Annotated in this window: 7 protein-coding genes; 5 read left to right on the top strand and 2 right to left on the bottom strand. The window is 65.6% G+C overall.

Annotation, left to right across the window (positions count from 1 at the left end):
• Together AWQ70_RS26920 and AWQ70_RS38015 are read right to left on the bottom strand one after the other, a co-directional pair.
• Positions 1–324, bottom strand: a 324-nt coding sequence (locus AWQ70_RS26920; protein ID WP_084517857.1) for an IS5 family transposase, incomplete at its 3' end; no start/stop codon positions are given.
• A 33-nt stretch (positions 325–357) separates the two neighbouring features.
• On the bottom strand, positions 358–1,110 hold the full coding sequence (locus AWQ70_RS38015; protein WP_218004672.1) for a DEAD/DEAH box helicase family protein: 753 nt from the start codon (positions 1,108–1,110) through the stop codon (positions 358–360).
• Positions 1,111–1,586: 476 nt separating this feature from the next.
• Between AWQ70_RS38015 and AWQ70_RS26910 the strand changes: the two genes are divergently transcribed.
• The 5 genes from AWQ70_RS26910 (at position 1,587) to AWQ70_RS26890 (ending at position 20,457) form a co-directional block, all read left to right on the top strand.
• A complete protein-coding gene (locus AWQ70_RS26910; RefSeq protein ID WP_067181598.1) occupies positions 1,587–2,753 on the top strand; it encodes a serine/threonine-protein kinase in 1,167 nt (388 codons plus the stop codon).
• Positions 2,754–3,060: 307 nt separating this feature from the next.
• Positions 3,061–5,922, top strand: a complete 2,862-nt coding sequence (locus AWQ70_RS26905) for an SNF2-related protein (RefSeq protein WP_245647168.1) — start codon at positions 3,061–3,063, stop codon at positions 5,920–5,922.
• Positions 5,919–11,432, top strand: coding sequence for a hypothetical protein (locus tag AWQ70_RS26900; protein ID WP_067181595.1), 5,514 nt, complete (start codon positions 5,919–5,921; stop codon positions 11,430–11,432). Before AWQ70_RS26905 ends, AWQ70_RS26900 begins: the two co-directional genes overlap by 4 nt.
• The gene (locus AWQ70_RS26895; protein ID WP_067181592.1) at positions 11,429–18,154 is read left to right on the top strand and encodes a DEAD/DEAH box helicase family protein; all 6,726 of its coding nucleotides are present in this window, start codon (positions 11,429–11,431) and stop codon (positions 18,152–18,154) included. The genes AWQ70_RS26900 and AWQ70_RS26895 overlap by 4 nt, the downstream gene beginning before the upstream one ends.
• A complete protein-coding gene (locus AWQ70_RS26890) occupies positions 18,151–20,457 on the top strand; it encodes a UvrD-helicase domain-containing protein (protein WP_067181588.1) in 2,307 nt (768 codons plus the stop codon). Before AWQ70_RS26895 ends, AWQ70_RS26890 begins: the two co-directional genes overlap by 4 nt.
• Positions 20,458–20,510 lie beyond the last annotated feature (53 nt).

Below are 20,510 nucleotides of genomic sequence, written 5' to 3'. Positions count from 1 at the left end.
GTGCTGGTGCGCTCGAGCCGTCGTGGAGTCGACCGACACCTCCCAGTCGATCCCGCCCTCAGCGTCCTGGGCGGCCTGCACCTGCGCGAGCAGACGTTCCCAGGTGCCGTCGGCAGACCAGCGGCGATGCCGTTTGTACACCGTGAGCCATGGCCCGAAGCGTTCCGGCAGGTCTCGCCACGGCAGCCCGGTCCGGGCCCGGTACAACACCCCGTTGATGACCATGCGGTGCTCACTCCACCGGCCACCGCGTGTTCCCGCGGGTGGGAGCAATGGCTTCAGCCGCTCCCACTCCGCGTTGGTTAAATCTCCTCGGCCTCCCATGCCGACCAGGGTGGGGGCGACACCCTGATCACATCAGGAGATCCGGGAAACAGGACCTAGAAAGGCCTGCCGTACGGACTCGTCGGACTCGGACAAGGCCGAAGGCGTGGCCACGACCACGTTGCACGCCCGCGCGAAGGCACGAGCAGTGTCCACAGACTCGAAGCTGTGCCCTACGCGCCCGACGACAGGCCGCTTTGCCTGGTCGCTCACTACCCCGAGCTCCGGAAGGACGCCGAGGGTTTCAAATTTGCCGGCGGTCTGGCTACGTAGCACGTCGGAAGGAACGAGCACAAGCAATCGCTCGGGGCGTTCTGCCGCGAAAACCGCGACCATGGTGTCCGTCTTCCCAGTTCCCGTGGGCATGACGACCGTCGCAGGCTGAAGGCTTCCGGTGGTCCAATGGGCGAAGACTGCCAGGAGCGCTCCAATCTGTGGAGACCGCAGGCCTTGATGGCTCGGTGAGGAGGAACTGAGCGCAGGCAAGCGGAAGGCACCTGCGAGGCTGGACTGAACCTTGGCTGGCGTGTCTGGCAGTTTCCCGCTGACCCACGCCAGGCGGCCGTCCTTCCTTCGGATGAGGTCAGCATGGGCGGATGCCGGTGCTGCGGCTATTGGCCAGCGATGGCCGTCAGCGACTGCCCATGCCGATCCTCCTCCGGTGAGGATCCGAGCTTTTCTCGGGGGAACCAGAAGCTGACGTGCAGTGTTCTTGTTGAACTCGATCGTTTTGGACCACCGCGCGGGCAGCTCTATGGACCGTTCCTCGACCACAATCTTGTCCACACGCCTCCCGTCAGCTGCCCCACGAGGCGCTACTTCGTCATAACCCCCACTGGTTTCAAAAGTCGATGATAGGCGACAGGGATTCACATTTCCTGCCTACTGCTTCGAATGGCAGCCGAAGGACCCAAGATGTGCTCTCGTGAATGGTGCAGAGGATGCCTGTCCACGAGGGGCGGACAACCCAACTGAGGTCGGGCAAACGTGACAGTTGCCGCGCCTCCGATGACGCACGTCGACTGGATCGGTTTGGTCATGTGCAAGGGGCAGCGAGTGCACTGCGTAGGCCGTTGGACCAACCTTCCTGCTGAGTTCATCGCTTGATCAGGGCGCATCAGGGCTCAGAGTGCCGCTCAGCAAAACAGGGCGGAGGCGGCAGAACCCCGCGTGCTGGGAACCGGGAACGATTAGGCTTAATCGGACCTTGATCAGCTGGATCAGCTGGCGTACGGGCGTGTGCAAGGAGTGTTGAGCAGCGAATGACGGAAGCGCCTGAGCGGATTGGCCGGTACACCGTGGCCAAAGAGCTGGGGTCGGGGGGAATGGGGGAGGTGTACCTCGCTTACACCCCGAGCGGTGATCCGGTGGCGGTGAAGCTGATCCGGAGTGACAAGCTCGATCCCCATACCCGGGCGCGCTTCGAGAAGGAAGCGCTGATAGCACGAACGGTGATCGGCACCAACCGGGTGGCGCGTTTCCTGGATGCCGACCCGTTCGCAGACAGACCCTGGCTGGCAATGGAGTACGTGGCCGGGCGCACGCTCTTGGCCTATGTGGACCAGGACGGCGTTCTCCCTTTGCCGCTGGTCGCTAGCCTAGGTGCTTTGCTGGCTGAGGGGCTTGCCGCTGTGCATGCCGCGGGGTTGCTACACCGGGATCTCAAGCCTCAGAACGTCATCATGGGCAAAGAAGGCCCCATGATTATCGACTTCGGGCTCGGCGCGTTCACGGATGCCGCGAAGGAGTCCCTGTCGCACAGCGGCATGATCATCGGGACCGTGCGCTGCATGCCACCGGAGCAGGCGGGCGGGAACCCAAAGGTGACACCCGCAGCAGACGTGTACGCACTCGGCGCAGTGCTCTTGTACACGGCGGCCCGTCACTACCCGTACGACGGTGCGACGTGGGAGGCCGTCGCTGTGCAGGTGACGAACCCTGATATCGGTCCGAACCTGAAAGCAGTGCCGGAGGGGCTCAAGCCGTTGATCTCCTCGATGCTCGCTCATGCCCCGGAGAATCGGCCGACGCTTGATGCAGTAGCCGAGGCATGCCAGACGTTAGTGAAGTCCGCCGGATTGACACCGGCAGACGCGCGGCTCGCGTTGATCGCGCGGACGACCGTCGATGGTGCACCCGACGCAGCTACGGAGACGTTGTCTCCGTCGTTCGAGAAACTGCTCGAGGACCGGGCCAAGGCCATGGAGATGGGCCCGGACTCGCCCCTCGATGGTCTTCGAGCTGATGCTGAGACCAGCGAGCCAGAAACGGGGGATGCAGAGCAACAGGAACAGACGCCCACGTCCGCGGAGCCTGTCGTGTCCCCGAAGACGGAATCGAGGCCGCGAGACACAGGCGGACGGCTACCGGCGTCGAAGCGGGTTGCAGACGAGTTGCGGGCGGAGTACGCGGTGGATGCCGAACTGTGATGATCTTGCCGTCATCCTTTATGAGGCGGCGGACGACTGTATGGAGCAGGCTTGGAGCCGTCCGTACGCCATGTGAAGTCGAATGGCGTGGGGTGGCCCCGTGGGTGAGGAATCGGAGCGGGCGTTGGGCGTCGAGGCAGGAACCGTGGACGGTCGGAGCGATGCGATACGGGACGCCTCGGAGCCTGACGAAATCTCGTCGGAGGAGTTACCGGCCTCGGGAGGGTATGCGCCAGGGGCCCAGGTTCTGATCCGCGACGAGTTATGGCTCGTACGCAAGTGCACGCCCACTCATCGTGACGGGTGGATGGTCGAGGTCACCGGCATCTCTCCATTTGTCCGCGGAATGGACGCCACCTTCTACGACCGGCTGGACGCTGTTCAGAAGCTGGATCCGCGCGAGACCAGACTGGTGCCGGACGATTCGCCGAATCACCGCCGGTCCCGGCTCTTCCTCGAAGCGATCATCCGGAAGACATTCCTCCCGCAGACCGAGCATGGACTGGCGCTGGCAGACAACTTCCTCATGGACCAGCAGATCCACCAACTGCGACCAGCAGAACTGGCGCTGTCGATGAAGAACCCACAGCCGCGGATTCTCATCGCGGATGTGGTGGGCCTCGGCAAGACTCTGGAGATTGGGGTGCTCCTGGCGGAGCTCATCCGGCGCGGGCGTGGCGAGCGAATCCTGGTGGTGACGCCGCAGCACGTGCTGGAGCAGTTCCAACGTGAGCTGTGGACCAGGTTCGGGATCCCGCTGGTCCGCCTGGACTCGACCGGTATTCAACGAGTGCAGCAGGACATCCCCGCGGGGCGTAACCCGTTCGCATACTTCAAGCGCGTGATCATCTCGATGGACACCCTGAAGGGCGATGTGTATGCGCACCATCTGGAGCGCACCGACTGGGACGCCGTCGTCATCGACGAATCCCACAACCTCGTCAACCGGGGTACCAAGAACAACGCACTGGCTCGCCTGCTGGCACGCAAGACGAACGACGCGCTCGTGCTGGCCTCGGCCACCCCACACAACGGCGATGCTGCCTCGTTTGCCGAGCTCGTCAAAATGCTGGACGAGGCGGCGATCGCCAACCCGTCCCAGTACGAGGTAGCTGACCTCAGCCATCTCTACATCCGGCGCACGAAGACCTCACGGGAGGTTCGGGAATCGCTCAAGGGCGCTTGGGCGGATCGCGGCCCATCCAAGCCCATTCATGTTGCGGCCACCGACAAGGAGCGTGCGGTCTTCAAGGAGCTGGCCACGCGGTGGATTCCCGCCGATCCGTCGATGCCATCGGTGAGCAGGCACCAGCTGGTTCCGTATCGGTTGCTGAAGTCGTTCCTGTCTTCGCACAGGGCCCTGCTGGAAACAATCAAAACCCGGATCGGGAACCTCGACGATCCGGCAGCCGGCAAGCCCCGGAACGGTGTGAGGCGACAGACACGGCCCGACGATCCCGCAGCGCGCGAGGCGGAGCGGGCCGCGCTGGTGGACCTGCGACGCCTCGCCGAGCAGATCGAGGATCAGGACTCGGCGAAGCTGGCGGCGCTGGTGGACGAATTACGCAGTATGGGTGTCGGGCCCGGGTCCGATACCCGTGTGGTGGTGTTCTCGGAGAGCATCCCCACCTCGAAGTGGCTGGCTCAGACCGTCCCCGCCGCCCTGGGCTTCGAGCGGATTGCTAGCCCGGACGAGAAGAAGCCCTGGCTGGGATTTCGGGGGGCCGTCCTGGTCATGCACGGCGAGGCCACCACGGATCAGGAACAGCAGGCCATCGTCGAGAAGTTCGGGCTGCGCGACGACCCCGTACGCATCCTGTTCACCGGAGATGTCGCCTCCGAGGGCGTCAACCTGCACCAGCAGTGCAACCTGCTGATCCATTACGACCTGCCGTGGTCCCTGATCCGGATCGAGCAGCGCAACGGACGCATCGACCGGTATGGACAGGAACGGCAGCCTGAGTTTCGCGCGCTGATCCTCACCAGCGACATACCGTGGCGCACGGACGAGACGACCGGACAGCCCCGAACTCTGGATGACCGTCTGGTGGGCGAGAAGCTGCTCAGACGTGAGGAGGAGGCCCACAAGATCGAAGGGTCCGCCGAGGCCGTTACCGGCCTGTACCGCGCCAAGGAGGAGGAGGACCGCCTGACACAGGACCTGATCGCGGGCCGTACGGTCGAGGAGTCCATCAAGCGCTCGAAGCAAAACGGCGCCTCCTTCCTCGCCGGGATTCTCGGTCAGGTGGGTGCGGTCCACGAACACCCCGACGTGGCCCGCGCCGTGGTGCCGACGCTCTTCCGGTCCACAGCCGACTACTTCGAAGAGGCGCTGCGGCAGGTCTGCCACCCCAATCCCGAGGACATGCTGTCCTTGCGACGCGACGACGATGGCACCATCGCCTTCGAGCCCCCGCGTGACCTGTTGTACCGGCTCAAGGCGCTTCCCAAGTCGTACCTGGACGAGCAGCAGATCCTGCCGCGCAAGACTCAGCCGGGGCGGATGCGCATCACCTTCTCCAAGGAACTCGCCGGCGCACGCCTGAAGGCGGCACGAGAGACCACCGCCTCCCAGTGGCCGAACGTTTCGTATGTCACCGACATCCATCCGGTTCTGGACTGGCTCACAGACAAGGTCCTGGTCGAGGTCGGCCGTCACCAGGCCCCCGTGCTCTCCGCCACCGTGGACGGTCCGACGTACCTGGTACAGGGCATCTATTCCAACGCACTCGGCAAGCCCACCGTCGTCGAATGGATGGCTGTCTCCCAGCTCCCTGACGCCTCCGTAGTGGAAACGCTGACCGCGGAGGTACTGGAGCGCTACGGTGTCGGTCCGAACATGCCCGGCCGCGCGACTCCCCGGGATCTGTCCTGCCTCCGCGCGCTGGTGCCGGATGCGATCGATGCCGCACAGCGGCATCTCGTCGCTCTCGAAGTCGAGTACCGCAAGCAGATCGACGCGACCCTCGCTCCCTACCGCCAACGGGTCGCGGAGTGGAGGCAGGAAGCGCTGTTCGCCAGTTCCCGCCCCAAAGAAGCGGAGCTGGACCAGACAGCCAGGCGGCGGCTGCAACTGATCAAGTCACTGGAGACGGCGGGCGAGCCGATGCTGCGCCTGCTGGCTGTGCTCGAGCCGCACACTGTCGCCGAAGGAGGCAGCACACGATGAGCACCGACTTCGCCTCCTTCACCAACCGCGGCGAGTACTTCTCCGCGCACTACTTCGCCGAACAACTCGGCAGCGACCTGAAGAAGGGCTTGTTCGCCACCTGGACTTCGCGTGAGGGTGACGAGAATGACCCGCGTAGGACCCCGCGGGAACTGCTACGCACCCTTCGCACCCCGTACCTCACAGAGAAGCTGCGCAGCTACTTCGCCGAGACCACCCAGGCTGACGCTGAGGATGAAGCCCGCCTCGCCACGCACAACAACCCAGAGTGGATCAAGCGGCTCGAGGAGTGGCACCAGATGGTCCTGCGTGCCCTGGGCTACGAAACCACATCGGCTGAACTCACCGTGCACCGAGCCGGCCGCGACCACACCCTCACCGTCGCCTATCACGGACACGGCATCATCGCCCTCGACTGCGGCTGGGCCGCCGTCAATGACTATGCCCTCAACGCCGATGGCGCCGGGCGACTGCTGTCGCCCTTGCGTGTGAGCGCGAGCGAGTCATACGAAACGGGCGCGGCTCTGGCCTCCTGGCTCTTTCAGAGCGAACTCGGCGAAGCAGGCGGCCCACACCCACGCTTCATCCTGCTGCTGTGCGGCGGTGTGATCCTGCTCGCCGACCGCCACGCCTGGAGCGAAGGCCGCTACCTCGCGGCCAACCTCGACGCCGCGCTGGAGCGCAATGACCGCACCCAGCAGGGCGAGCTCGCCACCATCGCCGCCTTGTTCAGCCTCGACATGCTCCGCCCCGGCGAGAACGACCGGAGCCGCGCGATCGATGCCTTGCTCAAGTCCTCGAGCGACAACGCGGTCGGCGTCTCCAGCGAACTGCGCTACGGCTTACAGCGCTCGGTGGAGATCATCGCCAACGAAGTTCTTCGCCGGATGGCCGAGCCGACGAACAACGTCACCCCTACCGACATCGCAAGCCCCAAGATCCCCTTCGCCCGGGAACTCACTCGCGAAGCGCTGCGCTACCTCTACCGCATCCTGTTCCTGCTCTACGCGGAAGCCCGTCCCGAACTGGGCATCCTCCCCGCCGACGATGGATCGTACGAGGCCGGCTACTCCATGGCTCGCCTCAGGGAGCTCGTGGGGCGCGATGAAGAACTCGTCGAGGAGGAGGCCAGGAACGGTTTCCATCTCTACGCGTCCCTAGACGTCCTGTTCAACAAGGTCAACTTCGGCCACCGGGAGTACGGCACCGAACCCGACGACGATCAGCCCGGTGACGACGAGGAGACGCGTAAGGCCAAGGCCGCCCGCCGTAGCGAGGACCGCGGCCTGCGCTTCGAACCGCTGCGCAGCGAACTCTTCGAACCGACCGCCATCCGCCTCATCGGCACTGGCGTCCTGGACCCGCGCAGCGATGAGGACGACGAGCCGCGCTGGCTCGACCTGCGCTTGCGCAACGAGGCCCTCCACGAAGTGCTGCGACTCCTCACCATGCAGAAGGGCAGGCGCGGCGAACGTGGCGGCTTCATCTCCTACCGCAATCTCGGCATCAACCAACTCGGCGCCGTCTACGAGGGGTTGATGTCCTACACCGGCATCATCGCCGACGAAGAGCTGTGCGAGGTGGCCAAGGGCGGCGACCCGGAGCAGGGCTCCTGGCTCATCCCATCGCGCAAGCAGAACCAGTACCCGGACAATACCCTCGTCCACTACGACGAGGCCGACGCCCGCAAGGGCCTGCGCGGACCCAAGAAGTACGACCGGGGCTCCTTCGTCTACCGGCTCGCGGGCCGCGACCGGGAAACGTCCGCCTCGTACTACACCCCTGAGTCACTGACCAAGGTCACCGTCGAGCTCACCCTCAAGAACCGCCTCGACCAGGAGCGCGACGAGAACGGAAACGTGATCAAGACGCGGGCCTCCGAGCTGCTGAAGTACAAGATCTGCGAGCCGGCGCTCGGCTCGGGCGCGTTTCTCAACGAGGCCATCAACCAAGTCGCCGACGAATACCTACGGCGTCGCCAGGAAGAACTCGACATCACCATCCCGGCGGCCGACGCGATCACAGAGAAGCAGAAGGCCAAGGCGTACATCGCACTGCACAACGCCTATGGTGTGGACCTCAACGCCACCGGCGTTGAGCTGGCAGAGGTGTCGCTCTGGCTCAACACCATGCACCCGGGCATGCGCGCTCCGTGGTTCGGCCTGCATCTGCGCCGCGGCAACTCCCTTATCGGCGCTCGCCGCGCGGTCTACTCCGGAGACGACGTCGCTGGCATCGAGAAGGCATGGCTGAAGGCCAAGGGCGCGCTGCCGCCGACGCCGCTTCCCTTCCTCAAGAACGGCGAGCCACAGCTGCTGCCCGACGACGCGGTGCACCAGTTCCTGTTGCCGAATCCGGGCTGGGCCGCGGTCACGGGCTCGGCCGAGGCCAAGGGACTCGCCAAGGAAGGCGTGGAACGGCTCGCCGCATGGAGGAAGGGGATCCTGCAACGCCCCCAGCGCAGCACCGCACACCTCAACAAGGACGGCAGCCCCAAGCTCGACCCGAGGACCAAGCAGCCGAAGCGGGAAGCGCCCTCGCAGTTCACACGGTTGCGGGACGCCGCCCGGAAGGTCGAGTTCCTCTGGTCGGCCGTCGTCAAGCGCATGCAACTCTCCGAGAGGGAGATCGCACGCCGGATCGATGTCTGGCAGGCCGATCCCGCGGATCCCGAGTACGCCTTCCTCCAGTACCCCGACCAGGCGGTGCCGAAGGAAAAAGTCTTGGAAGACCTCTTCAACGCCGTCGACACTCCGTACTGGCGGTTGAAGACGGTCATGGACGCCTGGTGCGCCCTGTGGTTCTGGCCGGTTGACAAGGCCGGGCTGCTGGACGGGACCGACGGCGAGTACGGGACGCACAGCGTGGTCAGCGACGCCGAGGAGCTCCACGAGGCCCTCGGCGGGATGCCCCTGACCGGGGAGGAGCCCGAGCCCCGGGAGCCTCCTGAGCCGCCGGCTATCCCGGTGCCGAAGCCCGCGCCGCGATTCGTCGAGACGATGGCCCTATTCGCAGTGGGGCCGGAACAAACCACCATCTGGGACCTGGAGTCGACCGCGGATGACGACGCGGTCGTGGAGTTCAAGAAGGTCGGGCCGAAGGAGCAGAAGAAGGCGGCGAAACCGAAGACGCCGCATAAGCGCCGGATCGTCCCGCTCAAGGACCTTGACGACTGGCTGGAGTTCCTGGAGGCCATGCTAGGTACGGCCGAGGTGCCAGAAGGAACCCTCCTCGACGCTTCCAAGAGTCTCGATGAACTGAAGAAATTCGAACAAACGATTCCCCCCTTCATGGGAATGGACCCCGGCAATCCCGAGGACCGGTTCCCGTGGCTCCGGACGGTGCGCGACATCGCGAAAGAACAGGGTTTCCTGCACTGGGAGCTGGAGTTCGCCCTCGTCTTCGCACGAGGCGGCGGCTTCGACCTCCAGGTAGGCAACCCGCCGTGGGTGCGGCCAGAGTGGAAGGAGAACTCCGTCCTCGCCGAGTACGAGCCATGGTTCATGCTCACGGAAAAGCCGTCGGCGGCAGACAAGAAGCAGCGCCGGAGTGACGAGCTCGCGAAGCCTAAAGTGGCTGCATATTTGCTGAGCGAGGTGACCTCGACCGTCACCATTGCTAACTATCTCTCGGCTTCGCAGGTATATCCACTCATCGCGGGTAGTCAGCCGGACCTCTACCGCGCCTTCATGTGCCAGATGTGGGACCACACCGCACCTCGTGGCAGCGTTGGGCTCATCCACCCTGACACGCACTTCAATGGCGACAAGGATGCCGCTCTTAGGGAAGCGGCATATCGGCGGCTGCGTGTGCATGCGGACTTCGTCAACGCTGGCAACCGCTTCTTCCCACCCCCTGTCGGCAGATCCAGCCACTTTGGCGTGCATATCTACGGGGAACCCGGCGAGATCTCTTTCGACCACCTGTCCTGGCTCTTCTCGGTTGACTCGCTGCGCCTCTCTGCCGCTCACGATGGCAGTGGCGACGCACCCGGGGTGAAGTTCCGGGGCGCGTGGGACGAGCGCCCACACAAGCGGCGCGTCATCCGTGTCACGCCGCACACCTTGGCCCGGTGGCAGCGACTGTCAAGCGAGCAGGACGTGCCGGTCGAGCAGGCTCGACTACTTTCACCGGTAAGTACAGCGGAGGACTTAGCCATCGACGCGCTGGCTGGGTATCCATTGCGGCTCGGCGCGCTCGGGCCGCAGATCACCCGTGGTTTCGACGAGAGTGGCGCAAAGAAGCCTGTATTCGGTGCTGGCAAGAACACTCCGCTTATCGACTACAACACGAACCGGGAAGGACTCGCGGACTATCAAGTCGATTCCTGGGACGAAGTCATCCTCAAGGGTCCGCAGCTTGGCGTGGCCAACCCGCTCTTCAAGCAGCCCAGTCAAGGCGGTGGCGAGGTGCGAGGACTCGATCATGTGCAGATTCCGTCTGACGTCGTACCGGAGTCCGAGTACCGGCGTGTGGCAGACGACAGTACGTATCGCGCCGCGCAAGGCAGGTGGTTGAATCACGTACGGCTTGAGAAATTGCGCGCCTCGGAGCAAGAGATCTCGATAGTGCGGGCCAGGTTAGCCAAGACACTGAAACTCCCTGAGGCAAAGATCACAGACAAGGAGGTGGACGAGGCGCTTGTCGCTATGGCGACTCGGCCCTACACAGAATTTTATCGCTTGGCGTGGCGGCGGCAGATCGCTCCTGACACTGAGCGTGCCCTGTTCGCCGCGATCATCCCTCCTGGTCCAGCGCATGTCCACATGGTTCACAGCTTGGCGATGCCCACCCCGAGAGCGACTGTGCTCATGGCTGGGTTCTGGGCGTCACTGCCACTGGACTACTTCTTACGTACAACTGGCCGAGGCGACCTCCAGGTTGCAGGAGCACACGCAATGCCCGCTCCTCAGACCGACCACCCTCTCGCTCCTGCCCTTCTCCTCCGAACTCTCCGTCTGAACTGCCTCACCACCGCCTACGCGAACCTGTGGCAGGAGCTCTTTGACCCCACCTGGGTGACATATGAACCCTGGGCTCGCGTCTGGAAGGGTATGAAGACGGAACTCCACGCCGTGACGCCGGACTGGCAGCGCGACATACCACTCCGTTCTGAATATGCCCGCCGAGCGGCTCTGGTCGAAATCGATGCCCTTGTCGCCGCATGGCTTGGCATTGACGCCGACACTCTTGTCACCATGTATCGGGCGCGATTCCCCATTATGCAGGACTTTGATCTAGTGACCTGGTTTGACGCCAACGAGCGGAAAATCGCTGGCGATCGGTATACCTATGGCCATGGTCAGGATAAGGAGCACTGGAAGCAGTTCGAGGCGTACTTAAAATCTCCGCAGATCAGCGCCGTTCCCGAGAGCTATACGGCCCCCTTTTACAAGGCGGATCGCGAAACGGAGATGCGCGAGGCGCACGCCGTCTTTCAGAAGCGGCTCGATGAAGCGATCGCCCGTGGCGCGTGGGATCCAGTCAAACAGGAGGTACCGAAGCCGTGAGGCCGACGCTTCAGGCGCGGGCGCTCAAGGAGAGCCTGCTGCAGTACCTGTCGACGACGTACGCGCTCAGCGACGAGGGGGCACGTGAGGCGCTGCACCGGTTCCTCGGGGACGAGACATCAGGGATGTTCCGGGGGCCGTATCTGCGGATTCATACGCCTTTCACGACCGCCGGCGAGGAGTGGCGCGAGCATCTGGAGTGGCAGCGTGCGGGGTTCACGCCGTACGCGCATCAGGCGGTGGCGTTCGCGCGGCTGACCTCCGCGAACGGGCACACGCCGCAGCCGACCATCGTCACCACGGGCACAGGCTCGGGCAAGACGGAATCGTTCCTCTACCCGGTGCTCGATCACTGCCGCCGGGAGCGGAGGGCGGGGAAGACCGGCGTGAAGGCGGTGTTCCTGTACCCGATGAACGCGCTCGCGACCGACCAGGCACAGCGCATCAACGACCTGCTCAAGGAGAACGACGATCTGGGCAGGCTGCGGGCGGGGCTGTACATCGGCGACCGGGCGGTGACGCAGTACGAGAAGGTGCATACACGGCGTTCGGACATGCAGTTGTCGCCGCCGGACATCCTGATCACCAACTACAAGATGCTGGACCTGCTGCTGCAACGCGAGGACGACGCCATGTTGTGGCGGGAGTCGGACATCCGATACGTCGTGGTGGACGAGTTCCACACGTACGACGGAGCGCAGGGTACAGATGTGGCGATGTTGCTGCGGCGGCTCGCGTCCGCGGTCGGCGCGTCCGAGAAGGGACGCCCGCTGGGGCGCATCTGCCCGGTGGCGACGTCGGCGACGCTCGCGTCGGGGGCGGGCGACGGCGAGGTGGCGCGCCTGCTGCAGGTGGCGACCGACGTCTTCGGCACGGAGTTCACCGCCGAGTCGATCGTCGGGGAGAACCGGCTGTCGGTGGAGGAGTTCATCCCGCTTACCGAAGTGACGATGCAGCGGCTTCCGACACCGGACGAGCTGCTCGCGCTGCCCGATCCCGCGTCCGGCGAGGAGGCGCTGCTCGACCTCATTGAGGCGGTGACCGGAGTCCGTGATGACGATCCGCTTCAGTTGGGGGGAATGCTGAAACGGCACCTCTTCACCCGGGCGGTGATGCAGGCGCTGGACGGTGAGTTGAAGACCGGCGCCGAGGTGCTTGACATCATGTGGCGGGCGGGAGCGGCCGGTTGGGCGGAGGCCGTGGCTCGGCAGCCGGAGAAGGCCGCGGAGGCGCTGGCCCGGTTCGTGGCATTGCTGTCGCATGCACGTGACCCCCAGTCTCCGCCGAATGAGCCGCGCCCGCTCGTCCACGTCGAGGTGCACCAGTGGGCGCGTTCGGTGTCCCGGCTGCTGCGGGGTGTGCTTCCGTGGCCGAAGGCGGAGTTCCGCTGGGATGTTGCCGGCATAGCGGACGCGAGCGTTACGGACAGTGAGCGCTCTGTGCCGGTGACGACGGCCACGTCGGCGCAGAACGCCAATCTTTTCCTGCCGGCCGTGTACTGCCGGGACTGCGGCAGGTCGGGCTGGGCGGTGTTCTCTCCGGAGAGCGACGACCACGACGTTCAATTCGACACTTTCAAGATCCGGCGCGCCTCGCTCGGACAGGACAAGGCCCGGGTACGGAACCTGATCGCGGCGACCGATCGTGAGGCGCGCGAAGGCTCTGGGGTAGGGCCGGCGTCGGTCGGCGGCAGGGGCGTCAGCGGCGCCTCGGCGACGCAGGGCAGCGGTGGCTTGCTTATGGTGCTGGACGGCGCGCGCAAGCGGCTGCGATTGCCCGATCCGCTTAACGACTACGACAGGAACACCGGGGAGCCACGGCTGGCAGCCCGCGACTCCGCGTTCGTACTTGTTTACTTCGGCGGCCCGGTGGCGAACACCGCAGCCAAGGAGGACTGGTGCCCAGCGTGTGGCGAGCGCAATGCGATTCGCTACCTGGGCACCGGTTCCGCCGCGATGGCCGCGGCGTCGATCACACAGCTGTTCACGGGCGGGGAGCTCGACAAGAAGCGGCACGAGGACAAGACACTGATGTTCAACGACTCGGTGCAGGACGCCGCGCACCGGGCCGGATTCGTCGCCAACCGCTCATACACCTTCTCGCTGCGCGCCCTGCTGGCCAAGCACCTGCGCCACGACGAGCCGACGGCGCTCAACGACCTCATCGCGGACGTGGTCGAGGCCACGACGGACAAGGACACCCTCGCTGCGGTGGTGCCGCCGGATCTGCACGTCTACAAGGGAGTCGACCGGCTGCTGTCCGGCCAGGGGCGTGGCGGCGACATGGCGACGTGGCGGCTCATCGGGCAGCGCCTCGCCTTCGAGGCCCTGATGGAGTTCGGATTCCGCTCCCGCAACGGCCGCACCCTGGAGCTGACCAGGACCGCCGCCGCGCACGTGCGTATCGACGACCAGGCGGCTGTGGTGGCACTGGTGAAACGGATCCACGAAGAGTGCCTCCGTGACAGGGTGCCACTGATCGCCCAGGACGACGCACGGTACCTGGCGTTGGTGCGGATCTTCCTTGAGCGGCTCCGCACTCGAGGCGCGGTCGCCCACAAGTGGCTGAGCAGGTACGTGGACGATGCGGGAACCAACCGCTACTACATCTGGGGCGGGCGTGCGCGAGGCATGCGGGCCTTCCCCAAGGGGATCGCGGCGCCGGTCTTCCTGCTGAGCCGGAGCAAGGACGGCAGCGACTTCGATTTCGCCACTGGTCGGCTCTCCTGGCATGAGCGGTGGGCCGGACGCTGCCTGGGGCTGCCAAGGGAGATGTCACCGGAGTTCTGGTCCAAGCTGCTGCCCGAACTCGCCGCGCTGGGGCTGCTGTCGGTGCGAACGCCCCGCGACACCTCGCTGCGCGTCTATGGCCTCAAGCCAGGCAATATCGAGGCCCAGCTGCTGGACGATACTCAGGTGCGGCATGCGTATGTGCGCTGCCCCGTGTGCTTCTGGGAGCAGACGGTGCACCCGTCACTGCTGGACCAGTGGCACGAGCAGCCCTGCCCCTCTTACCGCTGCCGCAGAGGTCGCCTGGTCGCCGGTGACCGGTCTGAGGGGTTGGGCGTGCACCACCGCGACCGCGACTACACCCGCGACTACTACCGGCTCCTGTACCGCGGGGCGGGCATCTATCAGGTGGTCACCGCCGAGCACACCGGCATGCTCACCCGCCCGCAACGCGAGGAGGTGGAGCGGGCCTTCAGAGAGGGGGCGGGCTTCAAGGCCCCCAACGTACTCTCCTGCACTCCGACGCTGGAGATGGGGATCGACATCGGCGCGCTGTCAGCCGTGGTCCTGGCCGCGCTGCCACGCCGCCCCGCCTCCTACGCCCAGCAGGTCGGGCGGGCCGGACGTCATACGGGTAACGCGTTCTTGCTGACGATCCCGGACCGCAGGCGCCGTGACCTGTACTTTCTGGAACGCCCCAAGGACCTGATCGCCGGCACGATCGTGCCGCCGGGCTGCTACCTGTCGGCCATCGAGATTCTCCGTCGCCAGTACCTGGCCCATCTGCTGGACCTCGCCGCCGCTAGACGCCTGGTACGCGCCGATGGCATCACGCTCCGCGCGCTGCCGCACAAGGCACCCCGCCTGTTCGGGCCATCCGGCTATCTGGCCGACCTGGTGGAGCTGGCACTCGCGCAGGGCGAGGAACTCGCAGACGGATTTCTGGAGCTGTTCCCCACCGGGGTCAACGACCAGGCCAAGGCCGAATTGCGCGCATACGCCACACACGGTCTAAAGGCCGCGGTCGAGGAGGCCGAGCGGGAGTGGTTCCGGGGGGAGCGGGCATTGCGGGCCCGGCTGCGCGAGATCGACGAGGCCCACGACGAGCTGCACGACTCCGATCCGGACCAGGCACGGCAGAAAGCCGAGCTGGACGCCGAGCGGCGCGGCGTCGGGCGGTACCTGATGAACCTGGGGGAGACCACGGCGCAGGCCGCGCTGTGCGATCTGGGACTGCTGCCCAACTACGCGCTGATCGATTCAACGACCGTCCTGTCAGCGATGCTGTTCGGCGAGGACGGAGTGAACTCCGAGACGGGCAGGGTGACCTACACCTCCGACACCTACACCTACGAGCGGCCTCGACGTATTGCGTTGGAGGAACTGGCCCCCGGTAACACCTTCTATGTCAACGGCTACAAGCACCGGATCAGCGGCCTGGAGATCACTGCCGGCGGTCGGCAGGGGTGGCGCACCTGGCGGGTGTGCTCCAGCTGTGGCTACGTACGCACCGAGAACGCAGAGGAAGACCGCTCGCCGTGCCCGCGCTGCAGCGCACGCATCGCGGACGACGGATCGTGCCTGTTCCAGATCGTTGAACCTGCCACCGTCACCTCGCGCGACAAGCGCGAGGACGCCCGGATCCGCGACGACAAGGACGACCGGGACCGCCGCTCCTACACCGTCGTGGATGCGGTGGACATCCCAGTGGAGGACATTGAGCCCGGCTCGTGGCGGCACGCCCACCAGACGTTCGGCGTCGACTACTGCCGACGTGCCATGATCCGGCGGATCAACGTCGGACCGGTCCGCTATGACGCTCCGGCTCGCGACGACTTCGCCGGATACCGTGTGCGCCTCAACCCTTTCCACGTGTGCACGGCGTGCGGGGCGGCCAGCGCGGACGGCCAGCCGGTCTTCGACCACGATGCCGACGAGCTGGACTCTCTGGCCGCCCGCAGCGGGCGGCTCAAGCACCATCGCCCGTGGTGCCCGCTGCGCCGCGGTAAGAAGAGCGACGCCAAGGATGAGCGAGTACTGCTCGCCCACCAGCTGCAAACCGAGGCGCTGCGGGTGCTGATCCCGGTCGCCACTGCGGATGTGGACTCCAGAGTGCACTCCTTCAGGGCCGCCCTGCGGCTCGGCGTGGACCTGCACTTCGGCGGCGACCCGCAGCACCTGGCCACCACCGTGGCCTCCATGCCAGACATCGAGAGCGGGAAGAGCCGCTGGTTCCTGGTGCTTTTCGACTCCTTGCCCGGCGGCACCGGTTACCTGGACCGGCTCACCGACCCGATCGCCTTCCGCGACACCCTAACCGCGGCGTACGAGATGTTGAAGGACTGTCCGTGCGCCGAGGAGCAGCGCCGGGCCTGCCATCGCTGCCTGCACCGCTACACCCCTGAGCCCTTCCAGGACATCGTCTCGCGCCAGTCCGCGCTGACCATGCTGGAGTCCCTGCTGTTCACGAAGGACGGCGCGGACGGCTGGGAGACCACCGATGTCGGGCACACCGGATTGGTCGGCCTGGACGCCCAGGTGGAATCCGACCTGGAAGCCCGATTCCTGACTGCCTTGCGCGACTGGGCGAAGGTCACCGACGGCGCATCACTGGACGAGGACGGTCATGCCAGCGGGCATCTGCGCTTCACCGGCGGCTCCGGAGTGACGCACTGGCGGCTGACTGCGCAAGAGCGACTCCAAGGCAGCGTCAGCGATTTCACTTTCACCCGTGTCGACGGCCCGGTGCAGAGCGTCAAGGTCTTTCTCGAAGGCTTCCGCTTCCACGCCAGCCGCGAGCACAACCAGATCGCCGCCGACGCGGCGAAGCGCACCCGCCTGCGCGCCGACGGGGAGATCGTCTTCCAAATCACCTGGGCCGACATCGATCTGTTCGAGAAGCAGCCCACCCGTACGAAGCCGGTCTGGCCGCCGTACCAGGGGAGTGCCCAGGAGCAGGCCAAGGCGGCCTACGAGGAGTACGGCGGGCAGCGCGCCCACTTCGCCGACGCCGTCTTCACCAACCCGATCGACACCCTGATCGCCTACCTACGTGACCCGAATCCGGACCGCTGGACGCGCCGAGCGCGCGCCCTGGTCACCGGGCTTGCCGTCCAGCCGGGCACAGCCCAGGTTGCGGCGACCGGGCGCCGCAGCGAGCTCGTCGCCGCCCTCCGTGATCAGCTGGCCGCCTTCTCCGCCGAGGAAGGCCACGACAAGCCGGTCGTGCCGGACGCGGCCGGTATCGGACCCGTCTATGTTTTCCGCACGCAGGACGACAGCGGACTGCCGATCGTGTTCGCCTTGGATGCCGCAAATCCAGAGGCGCTCAAGTGGACCGCTCTCACGATCCTCGACGACAGCGATGCCGTGCTGGACACAGACGAGCACAAGGAGCGCTGGCGGTCCTGGCTGTACTGGACCAACCTCACCCAATTCCTATCCCTGGCCGGCGGCGACGGCGTCCAGCTCGCCACCAGCAAGGCCGCCGACTTCGAGGTCGAGGTTCTCGCGGTGTGCGGCGGTCTCGGCGAGCTCGACTCGCTAATCAGCGTGCCGGGGACCGGCTCGCCCGTAGGTGTAGTCGCCCCCGCCACCCCGGACCACGGCTCGGCCGCCGAAGCCGCCGTGGCCGAGGCACTCCGAGACGCCGCCTGGGACGAGGACATCCTGGAGATCCTGCGGGAAGAGCCCGACGAGGCACCGGACCTGATCCGCCTTGCCGAGATGCTTGCCGACCGTGGCAAGCAGGCTCCTGTCTTCGGCTATGAACTGGGCTCAGGCCGCTGGTTGGCCGACTTCGCCTGGCACGGCCACGGCATCAAAATCGCCGTTGTCTCCGCCCACCAGGGCGACGACGACAGCGAGGCGCAGCGACGTGACGCTGCGTACACCGAGGAGGGCTGGACCGTCCGCACCGCCGCCGAATGGCTCGCCCATCTTGACGAACTACTCGAGAAGGTTCCCAACGCAGAGGAAGGTACTCCTCGATGACCGCCCGGCTCAGCCTGTACCGCAAAGCGGAACAGGAGCTATACAGGCTCGACCGCTCGGTCAAGGCCCAGTTCTACGACTTCTGCCACAATTTCCGAAACAACCCAGATCTGCCTGGGCTCAGGAAGAAGAAGCTCAAGGGCGACTCCCGCATCTGGTCCGCCCGCGTTGACCACGACTACCGGGCTCTGCTCACTCCCACCGGAGTGGATGCGGACGGTACCGAAAGCTGGCTGGTTATCGCCGTTCGTCACCGCAAGGATGTCTACGAAGAGCTCCAGGTTGCGGTCAACCGCGTCACCGGCGAGATCGAGTTCGTGGATCTCGCCGTCGTCGGGGATAGCGCCCTGCGCAGGGTCGGCATCACCCTCACCCCCACAGAGCCAGAGGAGCAGGGTCCCAAGCCCGCACCGGCACCCGCACCAGAGCCTGCGGCACCGGCCTTGCTGGCCGCGTACGACGCCAGGCAACTGCGCGAGCTCGGCGTCGCGGAGCAGCTGATCGAGCTGGCGCTCACCGTGACCACGAGCGCCGAACTCGACCAGCTCGTCGAGGGAGCCCCGTTGCTCTCGAAGGACGTCCTCTATGGTCTCGCCGCCGGGATGGACGTCGACGAAGTACGCAAGGAGATCACCGCTCCGGTCGAAATCGACCAGCGTCCCGACCCCGACGACTTCGCCGCAGCCCTCTCCCGCACCAAGGTGACCGCAGTCGACGACGCCGTACGCGACGCGATCGAAGAGGGCGACTTCCGCGCTTGGAAGGTCTTTCTCCACCCCACACAGGAACGCATCGTCCGCCGTCACTACAACGGCCCCGCTCGAGTCTCCGGCGGTCCAGGCACAGGCAAGACCATCGTGGCTCTGCATCGTGTCAAGCACCTCGCTGAGCAGTTGCCCCCTGGTCAAAACAAGCCGATTCTGCTGACCACCTTCACTAAGAACCTCACCACTGATCTGCGCCTGAGGCTCGCCTCCCTCATTGAACCTGAGCTGTTGGCCCGCGTGGACATCGCCCATATCGACCAGTTGGCCGCTCGCGTCCTGGGGGAGAACACGTCCCCCGGACGTGCCAAGCAGCGCGTTTACGACCACGTAGCGCTGAACGAGATGCGCCAACTGGTGGCCGAACTTGACGACCGGCGCTGGGAACCGGAGTTCCTTCTCGAAGAGTGGGAACAAGTCATCCTCGGCCAGTCGATCCTCACTCGCTCCGAGTACTTCAAAGCCCGCCGGGCAGGCCGCGGCCGCGCGCTGACCCGCCCCGAGCGCAACCACATCTGGAAGATCATTGAGCAGTTCGCCGCCCACCTCGACCAGCTCGGAGTCGAAACTTGGGCCCAGGCTGCCGAGCGCGCCGCCCGATTTGAGATCGAACGCGCAGCGAAGATCCGGGACCGGCGCCAGAACAGCAAGGAGGTCCCCGGTGAAGGTCTTGCCCACCGGGACGACAGTTCTGGCATGCGCGACCTCGGTTTCCGCTATCGGCACGTCGTCGTCGACGAGGCCCAGGACCTGCGTCCCGCGCACTGGAAGATGCTGCGAGCCATGGCCGACCCAGATCTGCCCAACGACATGTTCATCGTCGGCGACACCTACCAGCGCATCTACGATCACCAGGTCGCCCTCGGCGTCCTCGGCATCAACATCCGCGGGCGCGCTTCCCGGCTGACCCTCAGCTATCGCACGACCAGGGAAATCCTCGCTGAGGCCCTTCGCGTCGTCGAACCCAAGGGCAAGAACGTGAAGGTCCTCTACGACGACCTCGACGAGGGCACCGAGACCATCGCCGGATACCGCTCCGTCCTGCACGGCCCCAAACCCGACTTCGTCCCGTACGACACGTGGGATGACGAACTCGCCGGGCTCGCCGCCACCTTGAACACCTGGCGCGCAGAACTGTCCACCGACGACAACGGCGCCCCTATCGACCCAAGTGGCCGCATCGCCGTGTGCGTCGCCGACAGAGACATGGTCAGCCAAACCATGTATTACCTGGTCACCAAGGCAGGCATCACGTGCGTTGAGCTCACTAAGGACGGCCCCAAGGGTGACGGTGAGGTTCACGTCGGCACTATGCATCGCTTCAAGGGCCTCGAATACCAGCGGCTCGCCATCGTCGGCGCCAGTGACGGCATCATCCCGCGTACCAGCGTCATTGAGCGTTACCGCACCGAAGACCCGATTCGCTATGAGCGCGAGCAGCGTAAGGCTCGGTCCCTGCTATTTGTCGCCACCACCCGTGCCCGCGATGCTCTGACCGTTAGCTGGCATGGTAAGCCCAGCCCGTGTCTTCCTCTCTGAGAACGCCGTGGGCTTCCGGTGCCATACGGCCTCGCCGGCCTGTGCGGCACCGG

Origin of the sequence: Microtetraspora niveoalba, from assembly GCF_001570405.1 — a bacterium.
GTDB classification, from domain to species: Bacteria; Actinomycetota; Actinomycetes; order Streptosporangiales; family Streptosporangiaceae; genus Microtetraspora; species Microtetraspora niveoalba.
Note: the sequence above shows the minus strand (reverse complement) of the source record. Positions and strands in the feature narration are given on the sequence as shown.

Excerpts from the sequence above, each read along its gene's own strand:
- AWQ70_RS26910 (WP_067181598.1), top strand. The coding sequence starts at position 1,587 with ATGACGGAAGCGCCTGAGCGGATTGGCCGGTACACCGTGGCCAAAGAG.
- AWQ70_RS26905 (WP_245647168.1), top strand. The coding sequence starts at position 3,061 with ATGGTCGAGGTCACCGGCATCTCTCCATTTGTCCGCGGAATGGACGCC.
- AWQ70_RS26900 (WP_067181595.1), top strand. The coding sequence starts at position 5,919 with ATGAGCACCGACTTCGCCTCCTTCACCAACCGCGGCGAGTACTTCTCC.
- AWQ70_RS26890 (WP_067181588.1), top strand. The coding sequence starts at position 18,151 with ATGACCGCCCGGCTCAGCCTGTACCGCAAAGCGGAACAGGAGCTATAC.